General features: G+C 43.0%; 11 protein-coding genes. 7 read left to right on the top strand and 4 right to left on the bottom strand.

The genetic code is table 11. The features are described 5' to 3' along the window. The first annotated feature begins 55 nt into the window (after positions 1-55). Positions 56-850 carry a diadenylate cyclase CdaA gene (gene cdaA, locus G5B30_RS02160; RefSeq protein WP_165318307.1) on the top strand — a complete coding sequence of 265 codons (795 nt, stop codon included), beginning with the start codon at positions 56-58 and terminating at the stop codon, positions 848-850. A 42-nt stretch (positions 851-892) separates the two neighbouring features. On the opposite strand, the gene G5B30_RS02155 is transcribed toward cdaA, so the two are convergent. The 4 genes from G5B30_RS02155 to G5B30_RS02140 form a co-directional block, all read right to left on the bottom strand. After that, positions 893-1735 (bottom strand): DUF2911 domain-containing protein, encoded by an 843-nt coding sequence (locus G5B30_RS02155; protein ID WP_165318306.1) that lies wholly within the window; start codon positions 1733-1735, stop codon positions 893-895. A 15-nt stretch (positions 1736-1750) separates the two neighbouring features. Next, complete coding sequence (locus G5B30_RS02150; RefSeq protein ID WP_165318305.1) at positions 1751-3493, bottom strand: DUF4091 domain-containing protein; 1743 nt, start codon at positions 3491-3493, stop codon at positions 1751-1753. Positions 3494-3625: 132 nt separating this feature from the next. Beyond that, a complete protein-coding gene (locus G5B30_RS02145) occupies positions 3626-4921 on the bottom strand; it encodes an HAD-IB family phosphatase (protein WP_165318304.1) in 1296 nt (431 codons plus the stop codon). Positions 4922-4942: 21 nt separating this feature from the next. Continuing rightward, positions 4943-5914 (bottom strand): NAD-dependent epimerase/dehydratase family protein, encoded by a 972-nt coding sequence (locus tag G5B30_RS02140; RefSeq protein WP_165318303.1) that lies wholly within the window; start codon positions 5912-5914, stop codon positions 4943-4945. A gap of 334 nt (positions 5915-6248) precedes the next feature. Here G5B30_RS02140 and G5B30_RS02135 point away from each other — a divergent pair, with 334 nt between their 5' ends. The 6 genes from G5B30_RS02135 to G5B30_RS02110 all read left to right on the top strand — a co-directional run bounded on the left by G5B30_RS02135 (position 6249) and on the right by G5B30_RS02110 (position 16924). Then, complete coding sequence (locus G5B30_RS02135) at positions 6249-8000, top strand: DUF6377 domain-containing protein (protein ID WP_165318302.1); 1752 nt, start codon at positions 6249-6251, stop codon at positions 7998-8000. A gap of 259 nt (positions 8001-8259) precedes the next feature. Then, a complete protein-coding gene (locus G5B30_RS02130; protein ID WP_206366975.1) occupies positions 8260-9600 on the top strand; it encodes an IPT/TIG domain-containing protein in 1341 nt (446 codons plus the stop codon). Between the two features lie 20 nt (positions 9601-9620). After that, positions 9621-12746: a SusC/RagA family TonB-linked outer membrane protein gene (locus tag G5B30_RS02125; RefSeq protein WP_165318301.1), complete on the top strand. Its 3126-nt coding sequence runs from the start codon at positions 9621-9623 to the stop codon at positions 12744-12746. A gap of 27 nt (positions 12747-12773) precedes the next feature. Next, on the top strand, positions 12774-14801 hold the full coding sequence (locus G5B30_RS02120) for a RagB/SusD family nutrient uptake outer membrane protein (protein WP_165318300.1): 2028 nt from the start codon (positions 12774-12776) through the stop codon (positions 14799-14801). A gap of 30 nt (positions 14802-14831) precedes the next feature. Continuing rightward, complete coding sequence (locus G5B30_RS02115; protein ID WP_165318299.1) at positions 14832-15734, top strand: BT_3044 domain-containing protein; 903 nt, start codon at positions 14832-14834, stop codon at positions 15732-15734. Positions 15735-15739: 5 nt separating this feature from the next. After that, positions 15740-16924 (top strand): endonuclease/exonuclease/phosphatase family protein, encoded by a 1185-nt coding sequence (locus G5B30_RS02110; protein ID WP_165318298.1) that lies wholly within the window; start codon positions 15740-15742, stop codon positions 16922-16924. Positions 16925-16936: the final 12 nt, after the last annotated feature.

Here is a 16936-nt window from a genome sequence, read left to right as displayed (position 1 = left end):
ACAACAAAGGTACGGAATTTGGGAAACACAAAAAAAATCCTAAATTGCATAGCATATGGAAGGATTAAACTTTGATCTTCTGCAAGGATTTCGTCTACTGGATATCATCGATGTCTTTTTGGTCGCTGTCATCATTTATTATGTGTATAGTTTAATCAAAGGAACAATAGCGGTTAATATCCTTATAGGAGTAGCGTTGTTTTACGGGATTTACCTCATCGTGAAACAGCTCGAAATGCGGCTTCTCACGGAGATATTCGGTGGCTTTATTTCAGTGGGATCCATTGCGCTGATTGTAGTCTTCCAACAGGAGATACGGCGCTTTCTTCTTCATATCGGAAAGAATATTTCACTTCGAAGAAAGAAGTTTTTCTGGACATTTTTGGGGGCAAAGAAAACGGCACACCAAGATCACACCGAGCAGATACGGCCGATTATTGAAGCTTGCCGGAGTATGTCCCGTTCCCGTACCGGGGCGTTGCTTGTGTTTTCCAAGTATTTTGATGAAGAGTATTATCAGACGAGTGGTGAATACATCGATGCTCCTGTATCGAAACGTCTGTTAGAAAGTATATTTTTTAAGAATAGCCCCTTACACGATGGTGCCGCTGTTATTGTGGATTTTAGGGTAATGACGGCCAGCTCTGTATTACCCTTATCGGATAGTGAAGATCTACCGCCCCAATTTGGATTACGCCACCGGGCAGCGATAGGCGTGACGGAAGTGTCAGAAGCCATTGCTGTGGTCGTGTCGGAAGAAACAGGTGAAATTTCTTTTGCTAAAGATGGCAACGTGAATATGAACCTGAGTCCCGAGGAATTGGAAAAGATATTGAAAGAGGAGCTGTAGAAGATAATATAGAGACACCACGAATGATGTCTCTACTGTTGCTTATTTAATCTCTTTTAAAACCTGAGAATTAAGTTTTACGTACTCCTGATTGTTTGATTTTTGCGCCATGGCAAGACCTTCCTGAGCAGCTTGCTTTGCTCCGGCAGTATCTCCTGCTTTAGCAAGGATCTGTGCTTTCCAGTACTTAATATGTGGAGCAGAGTTGTTGTCTTTATCGGCTGCTTTAACCCATTCTGCCGCTTTCTGAATGTCGAGATCATTCTTGAAGTAATATTGTGCCGCTTGAAAGTAAGGTTTCTTTTCACCTTGCATGGCTGCATCGATGCTTGCCAATATTTCTTTAGACTGATCGACGGTAATGTTGAACCCTACTTTTGTGTTCTCCCATGCTAAGGTAACCAAAGTAGATTTTGGGGTGACATTTTCAAATCCGATGGTAAAAGTTTCTACTTTTTTTGTCACTGTTTGCGGTTTTACATTAAACCGTAGTAAGTCTTCTGTTTCTTTATACTGATAAGCGCCCCACTGTTTTGGGTTTTTGCTTAAAATGATGGTCCATTCATTTTTATTCGGCACGGTGAACAGCCCGTATGTTCCGGCCGGCACGGTATGGCCTTCGATACGCACTTCCTCTTCAAAAGTTAGGTTTGGAATATTGTTCGCCCCTGTGCGCCATACCTGTCCATAAGGTACTAAACCTCCGAACACGAGCCGTCCGTTGGCGTTCGGTCTTTGATAGGTTAGCGTCACATTTTTGATTCCCAGGGCCTGTGTAACGGTCTGGGAGCTACTTGCTGCCGGTAGTTTTACTTGTGCGTCAGCTGTCGATATTCCAATTAGAAAAATTAAAGCAGAGACAATAGACAAAAAAGTTGTTTTCATGTTATATTATGTTGTTTATCGCAGTGAATTTAGGAATTTTTTTGCGCTTTTAACATGCTTCGGAATGGATTTCCGGTTAATATTTTTGTTACTGAACTGCTGGATATGTTGGTTAAGCGTGTGGAGCTCCGCCGTCCGGCCTTGTGCTGTAAGTTCTTGGCGGATAATGCGGATCTTTTCCACATCTTGTATACCTTCTCGTAGCTTTTCAAAACGGATGCTCGAGGTGTTATTGGGATATACCAGATAAGTATCACCACCGAGCCATTTTCCAAATCGTGTGTCTTGATTTGGGTAGGCATTCCAGCAATCGTAAGCCCAGCGTAGATACCCGTCAAAGTCTCTTTCTACCGTATTCCAGCCCAGCCACACCGCTTCGCTGTAACCGGAATTTGTAAACGTATTGGGGAAAATTTCGGTGCAACAGGTGTACATTGTTGTCGTATACCCCTTGGCTTTCCGTTGTTCTAATACCGTTTCCGGCATGTCTTCATGCAACGTAATACAATAGTCCACGAGCTCTAATGCTAATTCATCATGATAAGTCCCTGCTAACGATATATTAAAATCTTTGTCCGCTTTTTTGATGACTTTAATGGCGGCCAGCATCGCTTCCATCGGGCGTTCGTCCATGGCAATGGTTGTTTTGTCAAACCACCCGTTTTTCTTCAAGTGTCGGGCAAAATCTTTCAAGAACGGTAGCCAATGTGCTTCGTACTCCGGTGTTCCGGGTTTTGCCTTGAATACCTGTGTTTTTCCCGAAGCTTCATCATAATAATAGAAAGACAGATTCCAAGGGATCATGCTGTAACAGTTGATGAACTTTTGAATACCCAGATCATGCATATACCTGACCCATTTGTCAAAGTCCGCGTAATCAAATTTCCAGTCACCATCCGTCGTTTTGACCCATTTTATCATGCTGTCATATACATCGTACGTTTGGCTGTTCCAGGGGTCATATATTAACGTGGTCGTAATCGTTTTTTGACCCGCATTTGCCAGTCTCTCGTAATGTGGTCTTATAGCGGCCAGATGTTCATCGGAAAATGGTGTAAGATTATAGTATCTCGCTGAGGAATATGGATTTTGCCAAAGATCCAGATGAAAATGCCAATCCTTGGGATTTGGCAGTGTATGTTCGTTGACGGTTACGGTATACGGGAGTGTGTATACCTGTTTGGTTTTGCCGCTGCTATATTCCGCTATGACCTCCCCTCGGTACGTACCTGCAGCAGCCTGTTCTGGAATATGTATGCTTAACCACAGTGGACGTGTTTCGCCTGCTGAATATGCAAAGGAAGCAACAGTTTCGATACGGTCTGCTACTAAAAAGGAGTCCAACACTTCCTTTATCCCGCATCCTCTTTTCAAGTCACCGGGATGATCTGTCATGACAAAAGTAATCGGCGTAAATTTGATGTGATCTGCAGCGATTTGATTTTTGCCGGATCGTAACGGCGTGACCGTCAATTGAACGGATCCTGCTGTATTGGCCTGCAAGTTGGGTGCAAAAGCAAGTTGTGTATGAATAGTTTCGTTTTTCCAGCCGGAGCCTGTCCAAGTCTGTTGGATCTGTGCCTTTGTCGGTGGTATATATTTCGATAGGCTAAACTCTGTTTCTATAAATGTAAAAGCATGTGCTGATTTCCTCGTATTGATGTCAGACGCCGCTACTTTGGGATCAGGCAATTCACGCACCTGCGCAAAGGATATGCTGAGTGGTAATAAAAATAAGAGTAGAAAGTAAGTTTTCATGAACGATAGGTTTAAGATAAACGTGAACTACCAAACATATATACTTTCTGATGGAATAACAAGAGGGCAAGAAGCGAAAACGTTTGCGTAATTTTCATAATGAGGCTGTCCATTTTGAGACAGCCTCATATCTTATTTGTAGATAATTCGGAACTTAATCGTGTGTTCTATCTGTTTTAGCTGTTTGAGTAGACTTTTATCATAGTTTGTGTCAATGTCGGTGACGGCATAACCGATGTTTCCCCGTGTCATTAGGAACTGTGATAAGATATTGATTTCATTTTCAGCATATACATTGTTGAGCTGCGCCATAATTCCGGGAACATTCTCATGAATGTGCAACAAACGGTGCCCTTTGATTTTCTTCGGTAAAATAAGATTGGGAAAATTCCGGCTCTGGTCCGTATCACCATTGTTGATAAACTCCGCCATACGCCGTGGAATAAATTCAGCGTTATGTCTCTTGTTCTTTTTATCGTCAAATATGACAATGCCTTTTTGATTACATATCGTCCGGCTTACGTGGCCTTTAATATCACCTAAGAATCCGATCGTTTTCAACTTATCTGCCCGTAATAATTGTTCCTCCTCCACTTTGACATTAGGCCCCAGTAACAGCAAGCCCACATCTTTTGTGTATTTCTCCTCAAATGTTTCTTTCACCCGTATCGAGAAACCGTCATTTTTGAGAATGTGTGCCGATATTTCGGGAACATCGCCTACAATTAATGTCAATATTCTGTTTTTAGGATAAGAGATCGCACGTGGTAGGTCGTTGAGGTATAAAAACTCGTCGAAACTCGGTGTCACGTGATCTGCCTTAGCCGTAACGCTCTGACGGGCGATGTTCTCCGTAAATGCGTAGAATTTTTCGATAAGCCCTGATTCCTTGAGTTGGAAGTCTGAATAACCGTCGCCGATACCAAAAATACGTCCATCGATTTTCAACTCTTTTAATAGCTTTACTTTTCCGCCCTCGTCTGAAAGCGGGTTTGTTTCGTCATATCCGATGATATAACCGTCATCGTCGAACTTAAACGTGTTGGCATATATATTTTCTTTTTTTATACCGTAGGGAGACACCACGGGTGTGATGAACTCTTTAAAACCACCGGATACGATCCAAGCAGTATCACTATTTTGTCTGAAAAAATCCCGATTACGATCGAATGATTTGGAAACCTTCTTCTTGAGGTGGCGCACGAGCTGTTGAAGATGTGTTTTGTTTGCTTTCAAAAGCGCTACGCGGCCGGCAAGACTTTCGCGGAAGGAAATTTTACCTTCCATTGCCAAATTGGTAAAATGTTCGATTTCTTTGTAAACCTTTTCTCTGTCAGGGCTGCCTTCCAGAGAAATCCGAGCAAGTTCGTCCAAGGCCTCAACCTGGGTAAAAGTGCTATCAAAATCGATGATATAATAGTTTTTCATGCTAATAATTCAGCTTATTGTTTATCTGTAATAAGTGTTTGTTATTTCTTCCAGTGTCTGATCCACAGGTTTAAAGGAATATCCACCCAAGGCTTCGACAATTTTGTCGTTCGCATACGCCAGTTTTGCCGCAGCTGCCTGTGTCGATTCTTTTGTTAAAGAAGGCCTGCCTCCTTTAAAGAGGGCGACAAGCCGGGCGGCACGCCAGGCCATGCCCAACATAAAAGGTGTAGCTTGAATGCTGGGCTTTTTTTTGTTCAACAAACTTGCAATACGGTGCATCAGGTCTTTGTTCGTCAGATTTTCACTGTTCAGAATATATCGCTCGCCCGATAAGGATGTGTTATCCATTAAGGTCATCATGATGCGAGCTACATCTTCGACATCCACGATACCCACAGATCCCGGAGGATATATTTTTATCCCGTTGTTGACCAACTCAAATATAGCGCCTGAACCTTTCTTGTAACTTCCCAGGCCCATAATGACAGATGGGTTGACGATAATGGCATCCAGACCTTCTTTCATGCCTCGCCATACTTCCAATTCGCTTTTGTATTTGGACAAAGCGTATCTCGATATCTTTTTGTCGTATTCCCACTTGTCGGTTTCCGATACCGGAAGCCCAGTTTTATTACTTCCTAATGCGGCTATAGAGCTTACATGTACGAGCCGGATGTGGTGTAATAGACATAGATTGACGATGTGCTGTGTGCCCTCTATATTGATTTTCTGCATTGCGGCAGCATCTTCTTTTTGATAAGACACCTTCGCTGCACAATGATAAACCTGTTTTACTTTTGGAAGAATGTCCGACAGTGCAAAATAATCGGTCACATCCGCATCTACCCATTCCACCAATGAGGAGCTTTTTAGTGCCTCGGGAATTGTCGAAGAGGGTCTTTTTGTTGCCATGACAGCCTTTCCCGCATCGGTTAATTGTTTAATTAACGTTGAACCCAAGAAACCTGTTCCGCCTGTTACTAAAATCACCTGTACTGCTGAAAGTTGATGGGTCAAAGATAGGCCATTTATACGGGCTATACAAATGGTATGATTGTGCTTTTTTCTTGTAGCAGAATAGAATATGGACTTTTTAATGAGGGAAAAAACATTGTTTTTTAATCTACGTATGCTTATGTTTTCTTTTGAATTGTGGTTTCCTTTGTTTATATTTACTTATCTTTTGGTATGTTAAGCTAACCGATTAATGATACAAAGATTAATAATAAGGATTGCAATACGATAGTTAACAATGAGGTAATGTGCACTTAAATATATATTTATGTGTATAGCTTACATTTGGAGATCTTATAAAAACTGTCTTATGTTTACGTTGTACGAATTCGGGTTGATTTTATTTCGGGCATGTGGAGGTCGTGTAATAAGCCTCCTATTATTGCATTTTACTGTGGCATTTCCGGCCATTAGTTATGCAAAAGATGAGAGAACGTACTCTCTCGAAGATTTAGATCAAGTTCTTACCCAAAGAAAGGAATATAATGTATTGAAAGAGCGCAAGATCAGAGATGTGAAACACCTGTTGGATAAGGCTATTCTTCCTGATGAAAGATTTAGGTTACAGAAAGCTATATATAAACAATATATAAATTATCAGTTGGATTCGGCATTAGTATATGCTGGACAAATGTTAAATACCTCCGAGGCTATATTGCACAGGCAGTCAATCTATAAGATGGAAGCTATGCTTCACACAGCCTGTGTATATACACATACTGGAAAATATAATGCATGTGCCGAAATTTTGGAAAGCGATATTTTTACCGAAAATATGCTTCCCGATAGCCTAAAGGAGCTTTATTTTGGCGTACAATTAGCCCTAAATAGGGCATTGTTTGAGGTTGTGCATGAACGAGAAGATGCCCGTATTGGTATACAATCCAGTGTCGATTCCTTGGCGGTATATCTGCCTTCAAACTCGATTTGGTCTGCGGTAAATTTATCCCATAAGTACCGAGCTGAAGGAGACTACAATAAAGCTTTAGCGGTGTTATTAGATGCCTATCCTAAAGCAGTAGGTAACGAAGAAAGAGGAACTGTTGTATATTATATATCCCTTTTGTACAGTTTGATAGGGGATAAAGAGCAGGCAAAGAAATTTTATATTTTATCAGCCATTACAGAGATAAAAGCTAGAGAGAAAAAAGTATATGCCTCTCTGTGGGAACTTGCTGAGCTGCTATATGATGAAGGGGATGTTGAAAGGGCACATCGGTATATAGAAATTTCATTGCAGGATGCCATATATAGTGGCACCTATAGATTTATTTTAAAGATTCAGCAGATCCTACCTAGAATCGCTCAAGCCTACAATGCTAAAATAACACAAGAAAAAAATAAGGTAATTAAAGGTGCCTTTGTCATTGGAGGCTTGTTGGTCGTCATGGTCGTGCTCGTGCTTTTTGTGATGCGGCAGAACAAGAAGGTGCTTAAGGCTAGAAAGGAAACGAGTGAAGCTAACGGAGCATTGCTCGATGCCAACAGCAGACTCAACTTGATAGGTAAGGAATTACATCTGCGAAATGCCGAACTACAATTAGTCAATAGCCAGCTTTTGTTTTTGAATAAGGAGCTTGTAGAAATGAATGTAGTCAAGGAAACTTACTTGAGTAAGTTTATCGACTTGTGCGCTGAATATATCGATAAGCTGGATGTTTATCGCATGAATCTCAAGAGGTTAATGCAAGATAGCAAGTTTGAAACTGTGTTGAGAGAATTGCAGTCGGCGCAGTATATAGAAGATGAATTCAAATATTTCTTAAGTAATTTTGATGAAACTTTTTTAAAGATTTATCCAAGTTTTGTGGATGAATTCAATAGGTTGTTCCCAGAAGGAGAAAAGCAAGCCTTAAAAAACAACGAGTTATTAAACACCGAATTGCGCATCTTTGCTTTGATCAGATTGGGCATCAAGGATAGCAATAAGATCGCTAAGTTTTTACGGTGTTCAATTACAACCGTATACACCTATCGATCTAAGACTAAAAACAAATCGTTATGCCCAGATGAGTTTGAAGACCGCATAATGGAATGCTCCCGAGAGGAAGTTTTGCTGTAATTTTCGTTATCACATGTCTCCATGTGACGTTTCTGTATTTAGATATTATCCTTCCGTTTGTTTGCAGTATACTGTAATTCAGTTTGTTGTGTTTTTGTTATTTTGATTTTTACTCGGATACTCTGGGAGTGAGATGATTTTTAGTCGAAATTATTGAACTTTAAAATTGTGTTTCGGGACCTGTCAAAATATGAATTAAGGGACTTAAAAATTGATGAGTATTTTATGTTTTTGAATGATGATATATAATTAATCTTTTATGAAGAAAAAACTATTGAATCAAAAACTTTCTGGTGGCATAGGCTTGTCATTGCTGTTGTCGGTGGCACTCCTTTCCTGTAAAGAAGAAGGAGACAAATCCCGGATAGTTGAACATGACCCAAGCAGGCCGGTCGTTTTGACTTCCTTTATGCCTTTGGAGGGTGGGGTGCGAGAGAAGGTCTTGTTGAATGGTGAAAATTTTGGTACCGACCCGTCAGCGATCAAGGTTTATTTTAACCATGCCCGTGCGGCTGTTATATCTTCCAGTGGTGACCGTCTATATGCTCTGGTTCCGAGGTTACCGGGGGAGATATGTAAGGTTGCTGTGGTTGTCGGTGAAGATTCAGTCATCTACGATCAAACGTTTACCTATCATACGACATCCAATGTCAGTACTATAACGGGTAATGGCTCAACGGAATTTCGTGCCGGTACATTAGCGCAAGCTCAGGTTTATGCGCGCTATCTTTGTGTAGATAACGAACAGAATCTGTTTGCCTCCGTGAGGGATGCCGGTTCCTACGGTGTAGTACGTATCAATGAAAAGGAAAATATAGTGTCGCCTTTAATTATGAACACATCGAATAGTCCACTCAATCCCAATGCACCGGCTGTGGATCTCACCACGGGTATATTGACCGTTCCGCACGATGGTGCCAAAGAGGGCTTCTTTAATTTTGATCCCAAGGAAGGGTGGGCTCCTCGACAGCGCAGCATGAAGTTTAGCCCCGAGGACTTGGCTGCTATCACGGTCAATTACAAATATACGATGGCATATAGTGCTCATGACGGCTGTTTTTATGCGAGATATGGGGACGGATCTATTGTCAAAATGAATGCGACGACATATGAGTCTGAGCTGGTTTTTAAAACAAATTCAGGTGCGGGTTATGGTCTGATATTCGACCCGCAACGGCCGTATATTCTTTACATGACTTTTCACAGCAACGTTACGGGCTATCAGAATAGTATCTGTACGTTGGACATACGGGATCCTTCGGCACCGGACGCTTTCAAGAAAATCAGTACACCGCTTACCGGTGCAGGACATCGCGATGGCCCCATCGAAACGGCACAGTTCAACTTGCCAAGGCAGTTGGCATTTGATCAGGACGGCAATCTTTTTATTGCCGACTATGGGAACCATTGTATCCGCATGATGTCATCCGATGGTGTTGTACAGACTGTAGTGGGGCAGCCGGGTGTAGCCGGAATGCAGGATGGAGGTCGGTTGGAAGCTTTGTTTCGCAATCCGTGGGGCTTAGCCGTAGGTCTGGACGGTACGGTATATATATCCGATTATGGGAATGCTCGTATCCGGAAGTTAACAATCGAATAATCAGCATAAAAACAACCTAGATGAAAAGATTGATCCAAATTTTATTGCTTTTGTTGGCGATATCCAGTTTTACACTTTATGCACAAGAGAAAACAGATTTTGTCATAGAGGGAACAACTTATAACGAAAAAGACGAAATATTGTCGGAGGTGACTGTTTTTGTCAAGGACAAAGTTACCATCGGAACATCTTCCAATACACAAGGGAAGTTTAGTATTAAAGCCACCTACGGAGATATGTTGGTGTTCAGTTATGTCGGGTATGAATCAGTAGAGTATCTTGTTACTAAGGAGGAGAAAGAATTGAAGATAACGTTTACGCAACAGGCCCAAGAGGTAGAGGAAGTCATGGTGGTAGGAATTATGGGAAAACAGCGTAAGATCAGTTCTGTCGCGGCTATTACAACGGTCGATGTCAAAGATCTGCAAAGTCCTGCTCCGTCTATCAGTAATCTGTTAGGAGGTCGTGCCGCAGGCGTTATTTCCATGCAGACTAGCGGCGAACCCGGAAAGAGTATTGCCGAGTTTTGGGTACGTGGTATAGGAACCTTTGGCGCCAATAGCGGTGCACTGGTTCTTATCGATGGATTGGAGGGCGATCTGAATTCCGTTGATCCGGCAGATGTGGAAAGTTTTTCTATCTTAAAAGATGCATCCGCAACCGCGGTTTATGGGGTGAGAGGGGCTAATGGTGTCGTATTGGTCACCACAAAGAAAGGGCTGGCAGGAAGGCTACAGATCACTGGACGGGTTAACTCAACCTTATCCCATCTCAATAGAGTGCCCCAATTCCTGAGTGCCCATGACTATGCTTCTTTAGCTAATGAAGCCCGGATGGTACGGGGCGATGCGCCATTGTACAGTGCTATAGAGATGGAGATTATTAAGGATGGGCTAGATCCCGACATGTATCCTGATGTCAACTGGCAGGACCAGATATTGAATCGTAATTCCTGGCGTCAATCGTATTATGCGAGTGGCCGCGGTGGTAGTGAAATGGCACGTTATTTCTTGAGCTTGGGAGGAACTGGAGAGAGTGCTGCTTACAAGGTCGATAAGAATAGTGTGTACAGTTCGAATGTTGGCTATAAGACGTACAACTATCGGATGAATTTGGACATTAATCTGACGAAGACAACGAGTGTGTTTTTAGGAACAGATGGGTACTTGTCGGTGTTAAATCAACCGGGTATGGCTAATACGGATTACATCTGGGAAGCACAGTCACAGATTAACCCGTTGGCATTGCCGACACAGTATTCCAATGGTATGCTGCCTGCCATAGGTGAAGGCGCCGGATCGTCTCCATATGTGCTTATCAACAGAACTGGGACCGCTTCGGATCAAGCTTTCAAGGGTAAGACAACCTTAGCCATTAATCAAGATCTTTCCAGTGTATTGGACGGGTTGAAATTTAGAGTTCAGGGCGCTTACGATATACAGAGTTATTTTGAAGAACGTCGCCGCATACAGCCGGCCCTTTTTCAAGCACTTGGTCGCAGTGCTGCCGGTGAACTGATTATGCAAGAGATGGTGCAGGAACAAAAGGCTTCCTACAGTAGATCAACGCAACAATACCGGAAGTACCATTTAGAGATGGTTACCAATTATGACCGGCTTTTAGGTGCGGACCATCGTGTTTCAGGACTTGTATACTATTATGTCAGTGATGCGAAGCACACGAAAGATGCGACGAGCAATATGGCTGCAATCCCATTACGTTATCAAGGGGTATCAAGTCGCCTGACTTATGGATTTAGAGACACTTATCTCCTGGACGTCAATTTTGGATATACGGGCTCTGAGAACTTCCAGCCCGGAAGACAGTATGGTTTCTTTCCTTCCGTAGCACTCGGGTGGGTACCGTCCAATTATAAGTTTATCCAGGAGACCGCCCCATGGCTTAATTTTTTCAAGATCAGGGCGTCTTATGGTACAGTAGGTAATGACCGTATTACGAATCAGCGTTTTCCATATCTGACCCGCGTGAATGTGGGGAGCGGGTCACCGTGGGGAACCTCTTCGGTCGAGACCATTAGTGAATCCCGTATAGGAGCGGACAATCTTGCTTGGGAACGTGCGATCAAGGCTAATCTTGGTTTTGAAGGCAAGATGTTCAATAATAAGTTCGATTTTGTGGTAGACATCTTCAACGATCAGCGTAATGGTATTTTCCAACAGCGCGTCCAGGTGCCTGATTATGTAGGTGTTGTGACCATGCCATTTGGGAATGTGGGACGTATGAGGAGTTATGGTGCAGATGGGAATGTGAGTTTTACGCAAGAATTGTCGCCGAATTTCGGCATTACGGTAAGAGGTAATTTTACTTATTCCAAGAATAAAGTGCAAAACTGGGAAGAGGCCTATTTGGAATATCCGTACTTAGAAAAATCAGGATATCCATACGGGGTAATACGAGGATACCAAGCGCTTGGGCTATTTAAGGATCAGGCCGATATCGATTACAGCCCTACCCAAACCTTTGGTGATGTGATGCCAGGCGATATCAAATATAAAGATGTCAATGGCGACGGTGTAATCAACACGTTAGATAAAGTTCCTTTGTCTTACAGTTCCTATCCGCTCCTGATGTATGGTTTTGGAGGTGAGTTCAGATACAAGCGGCTAACCTTAGGGCTTTTATTCAAAGGTACGGGTAATACCGATTTCTTCCATGTGGGTCAATCTGTAAAACAGGCTAGCCGTACCTACGACAATGGCATGGGTTATGTGCCTTTCTTTGATGGACCTTCGGGTAATGTATTGTCGCTTTCTTCCGACCCCAGTAGCCGCTGGATACCGCTGGAATATGCACTTGCAAATGGAATAGATCCGAAGTTGGCTGAAAATCGAGATGCCCGTTTCCCGCGTCTTCAATACGGGATGAACAATAATAATGCGCAGCTATCAACTTTTTGGCAAGACAATGCAAGATACTTGCGTCTCCAGGAGATCACATTGAATTACAATTTGAGTAAAGACTTCCTCCGTAGGATAGGTATCGCTTCGATGGATCTGCAGTTTGTGGGAAGCAACCTGCATGTTTGGGATAAGGTCAGATTGTTTGATCCCGAGCAAGCGCAATTTAATGGAAGTGTGTATCCGATACCGGCTACTTACTCTATTCAAGTATATCTTAATTTATAATTTTTGGCTTAAATCCTCGAACATAATATGAAAGCATTGATAAATTTCAAAAATAGATTAAGCATCGTCCTCTTGCTGATACCCTTGGGATTGGTCTTTTCCTGCAAGGACTATTTAAATGTAGACCGGTATTTTGACGATGAATTTAATATTGATTCCGTTTATACCTCTAGCCGGTATTTGGAGTCTTATATGTGGGGAGCGGCTACCATGTTTCCGGATGAAGCGGCTACTTCCCGTGCCAACCATACGCCCGGCGTACTGGCAACAGATGAGGGATTTATGACCTTTAGGGTATCCAATAACTGGTATCCTGGACTGGACTTTTCGGCCGGTTATATCAATCCCGATTTTTATGGTGTATCCTCACCCAACTTAAACCAATGGGGTAACTATTATAAGATTATCCGTAAGTGTAATAATATCCTCAATCATTTGGATGATCCTCATGATCAGACCATCAGTATGAGAAATTATATAGAAGGAAACACGCGGTTTATCCGTGCATATGCTTACTATAACCTCCTCGTGGATTTTGGCCCGCCGATTTTGTTAGGTGACGAAGTCGTCAATACTAATGAAGACCTGTCTTATTATGACAGACCTCGGAGCACATATGATGAGGCGATGGAATATGTATGTGCTGAATTTGAGAAAGCAGGAGGTTTATTGCCTGCCCAGGTCTCGATGTTGGATTTTGGACGACCCACGAAGGGAGCGGCTTATGCATTGGTTGCTCGGTTGCGTCTAATGCACGCCAGTCCGCTTTTTAATGGCGGAGCAGTTGCCCGTTCGTATTTTAGTAACTGGAAACGGAAGACTGACGGTGTGTTTTATGTATCCCAGACCTATGACGAGAGCCGATGGGCGGTGGCAGCAGCGACGGCAAAGCGTGTTATGGATCTGCAAGGACCGGGTGGTCCGCTATATAAACTATATACTGTAGTGGCCGATGCCGAGACAAAGGAATTGCCAACAGGCGTGACGTCTGATCCCAATTATTATGAAACTTTTCCGGCAGGAGCAGGAGGTATCGATGCGTTCAGATCTTACTCCGAGATGTTCAATGGTGAAGCCGTAGCCACTATTGTTCCGGAATTTATCTGGGCAAGGAATACAGATTTTATCAATGATTACCTTAATAAAGGGGCTTTCCCTGTATCTATGGGGGGATGGAGCCGGTTTAGTGTTACCCAGAAAGTAGTCGATACTTATCTGATGGACGATGGGCGCACCAAAGAGGAAGCCATGAGTGACAGTTATTATTCGGAAACAGGGTTTACCACTTCTCCAAAGAACTTTTCAGGCTATCAACTCAATTCGGGGATATATAATATGTATGCAAATCGGGAAATGCGTTTTTACGCATCTGTCGGTTTTTGTGAAGCCGTATGGCAGGCGGGATCGAGTGCTGAAAACAACAACCATGCAGCGAACTATTACTATGGAGGGCCGGATGGGCGTACTGCGGCTACGGATCCGCTGAATTATCCGGTAACAGGCTATGTGATTAAAAAGTTTGTCCATCCTATGGATGCCTATCAAGGATCGGGCAATCGTCGTGTCAATAAAGCTTATCCGATTATCCGCTACGCCGAAATCCTGCTGTCATACGCCGAAGCGTTGAATAATTTAAACGGGAGCTATACGGTCGAAGTAGGGGGTGTTTCACAAACTTTTTCCCGGGATGTTAATGCTATTAAAGAAGCTTTTAATCAGGTACGCTATCGGGCGGGTCTTCCGGGGCTGACGCCGGGACAGTTGAGCAGTGCCAACGTGGTACAGGAACAAATCGAACGTGAGCGTATGGTAGAGTTCCTATGGGAAAATAGAAGATATTATGATGTACGGCGATGGGGTATTTATGAACAAACAGAGCGTGAACCGATTATGGGAATGAACTTAGATGGTGGTAAAGGGACATTCTATCAACGGGTAATTCCAAGTACATCACAGATCCGAGGGCGTCTGGTTGATAAAAAATTAATTTTCGTGCCCATCCCTCGCGCCGAGCTTAATCGTTTGCCTTCTTTGGACCAAAATCCGGGTTGGTAAGTTATGGTTGGATTATTTAGTAAAAAGGAAATGAAAAAACACTATATCATAATATTATCACTGCTCGGTTCCGTTGTCCAGTTCTCTTGCAATGACAACGCTATTTTCGAAAAAGAACTTTATAAAAAGGTATTTGCATTGGTAAGTGATGGAGAATATAACGTCTTTGAACAAACATTCCAGCTCAATGGCGGAGAGTCTGTCGGATACATCGCAGCAGTTACCGGGGGTACAGGCCTTTTAGATGAAGATATTGACATTACACTCATGGAGAGTAGAACACAATTCGATATCTATAACCGGTCCATTTACGACGCAGACGAGTTTCGCTATGCGAAGTTGTTACCGGCAGATCATTATGATATCGACGACTATCATATTCATATACCTGCAGGTGAGCGTCAGGGCAAGATGATGGTACGGGTACGGCCGGAAGGGTTATCTCCCGATTCCACGTACTTTATTTCCCTGATCGTCAAAGATTATTCAACCTCGGAGGTTAATGAAGAAAAGCGGAATGTACTCTATCGAGTCGTGATCGAAAACGAATACGCCTCCCAAGCTACCGAATCACTATACAGGATGAACGGTATATATGATGGTGTAGTGACGGCCGGCAATAAACTTGTGCAACCTCTTGCGTGGAACAAGGTCCGTATTATGGCAGGGACTGAACCTTTTCAGGCAGACCTACCTCTCATCGAGCGGGGAGCGATTGTTCTGGAGGTAGCACATGATAATCGCGTGCGTATTCACCCTTATCGTGACATTACCGTTCGGCAGGTCAATACGGATCCGGATTACCCCAATATTTATAAAAAGGAGGAAATCGACGGAAGAACCTATAATGTGTTTCTTATACATTATGAATACGTATTGGCAGGGACCACCCACACGATGAAGGAAGAGCTTAGAATAGAGGTTAAAAAGTAAAAATTATGGCAATGATAAAAACAAGTATCCGGATATTTTTAATCTGTATTGTGGCAAGTTTCCTTTCTTGTGATAAGGAAAATGAGACCTATGAGAAAGGAGAAAAAGGAACGTTGTCCGTATCGAGGGAAGAGCTAATCATAGAAGCGGAAGGTGCTACGGAATATGTCACCGTGACCTCCGATAAAGCCGTCTCTTTAATTTCTTCAAAAGCATGGTGTTATGTAGCGTATAATGAAGAGCAAGCAGACAACAATTTAACCATTACGGTGGAAGAAAATGTGTTGGAGCGTGAACGTGTTGCAGCACTATTGGTTAAAGTGGAGGGCGGTCCGCTGGCCGAGATAGTTATTCGACAAAAAGGTAAAGCCTCTATACCGGATATAGAAGAAGAGGGTATTCATGTCAAGGCTGCAAGTTACAATATCCGCTATGCGGCAGCTGCGGATGAAGGCACTGGCAACGGGTGGAATAGTCGGAAAACACCGTTGGCGAATCTAATTCGTAACCATGGGTTTGATATTGTCGGTACACAAGAGGGTAATTTTAGCCAGATGGGTGACTTAATGGCACTTTTGCCGGAGTATGACTATATAGGGTACCCCTATGCAGGTAGTACCTCGAGAAACCATACTGCCTCGATCGTGTATAAGAAAGCTGTGCTCGAGGTGGTGAATCAAGGTGTATTCTGGTATAGCGAGACACCTGATGCCGAAAGTATAGGATGGGATGCCACGGATACGCGGATCTGTACCTGGGCCAGAATGAGACATAAAGCTACCGGGCAGGAGTTTTATTTCTTTGCGTCACACTTTTATTATCAATATGTAACGGCCAAACGTAATTCTGGTGAAGTTATGGTACAAAAGATACAGGAGATAGTTACAGATAACCTACCTGTCATCAGTACAGGAGACTTGAATTCGAATCCTTCTACCCCACAGATATTAGATATACTGACTTTGTTGAGCGATTCGTACGATCTGACAGAGACACCTCGTTCGGGGCCTGAAGGTACTGGCTTCGCCGGTGGCGTGTTCGAGGGGACTCCGGGCTCGCGGATAGACTATGTGTTGGTCAATGATAAGATCCGGGTGCTGTCTTACGCCGTATTGACGGATAGCTATAACAACGGACGGCATCCTTCGGACCATTTGCCAGTAAGTTGTGACTTGTTCTTGAAAAAGTAATAAATACGGATA

The sequence above is a fragment of the Sphingobacterium sp. SGG-5 genome, assembly GCF_011043525.1.
Lineage (GTDB): Bacteria > Bacteroidota > Bacteroidia > Sphingobacteriales > Sphingobacteriaceae > Sphingobacterium.
This window is presented reverse-complemented; position numbering and strand designations above follow the sequence as displayed.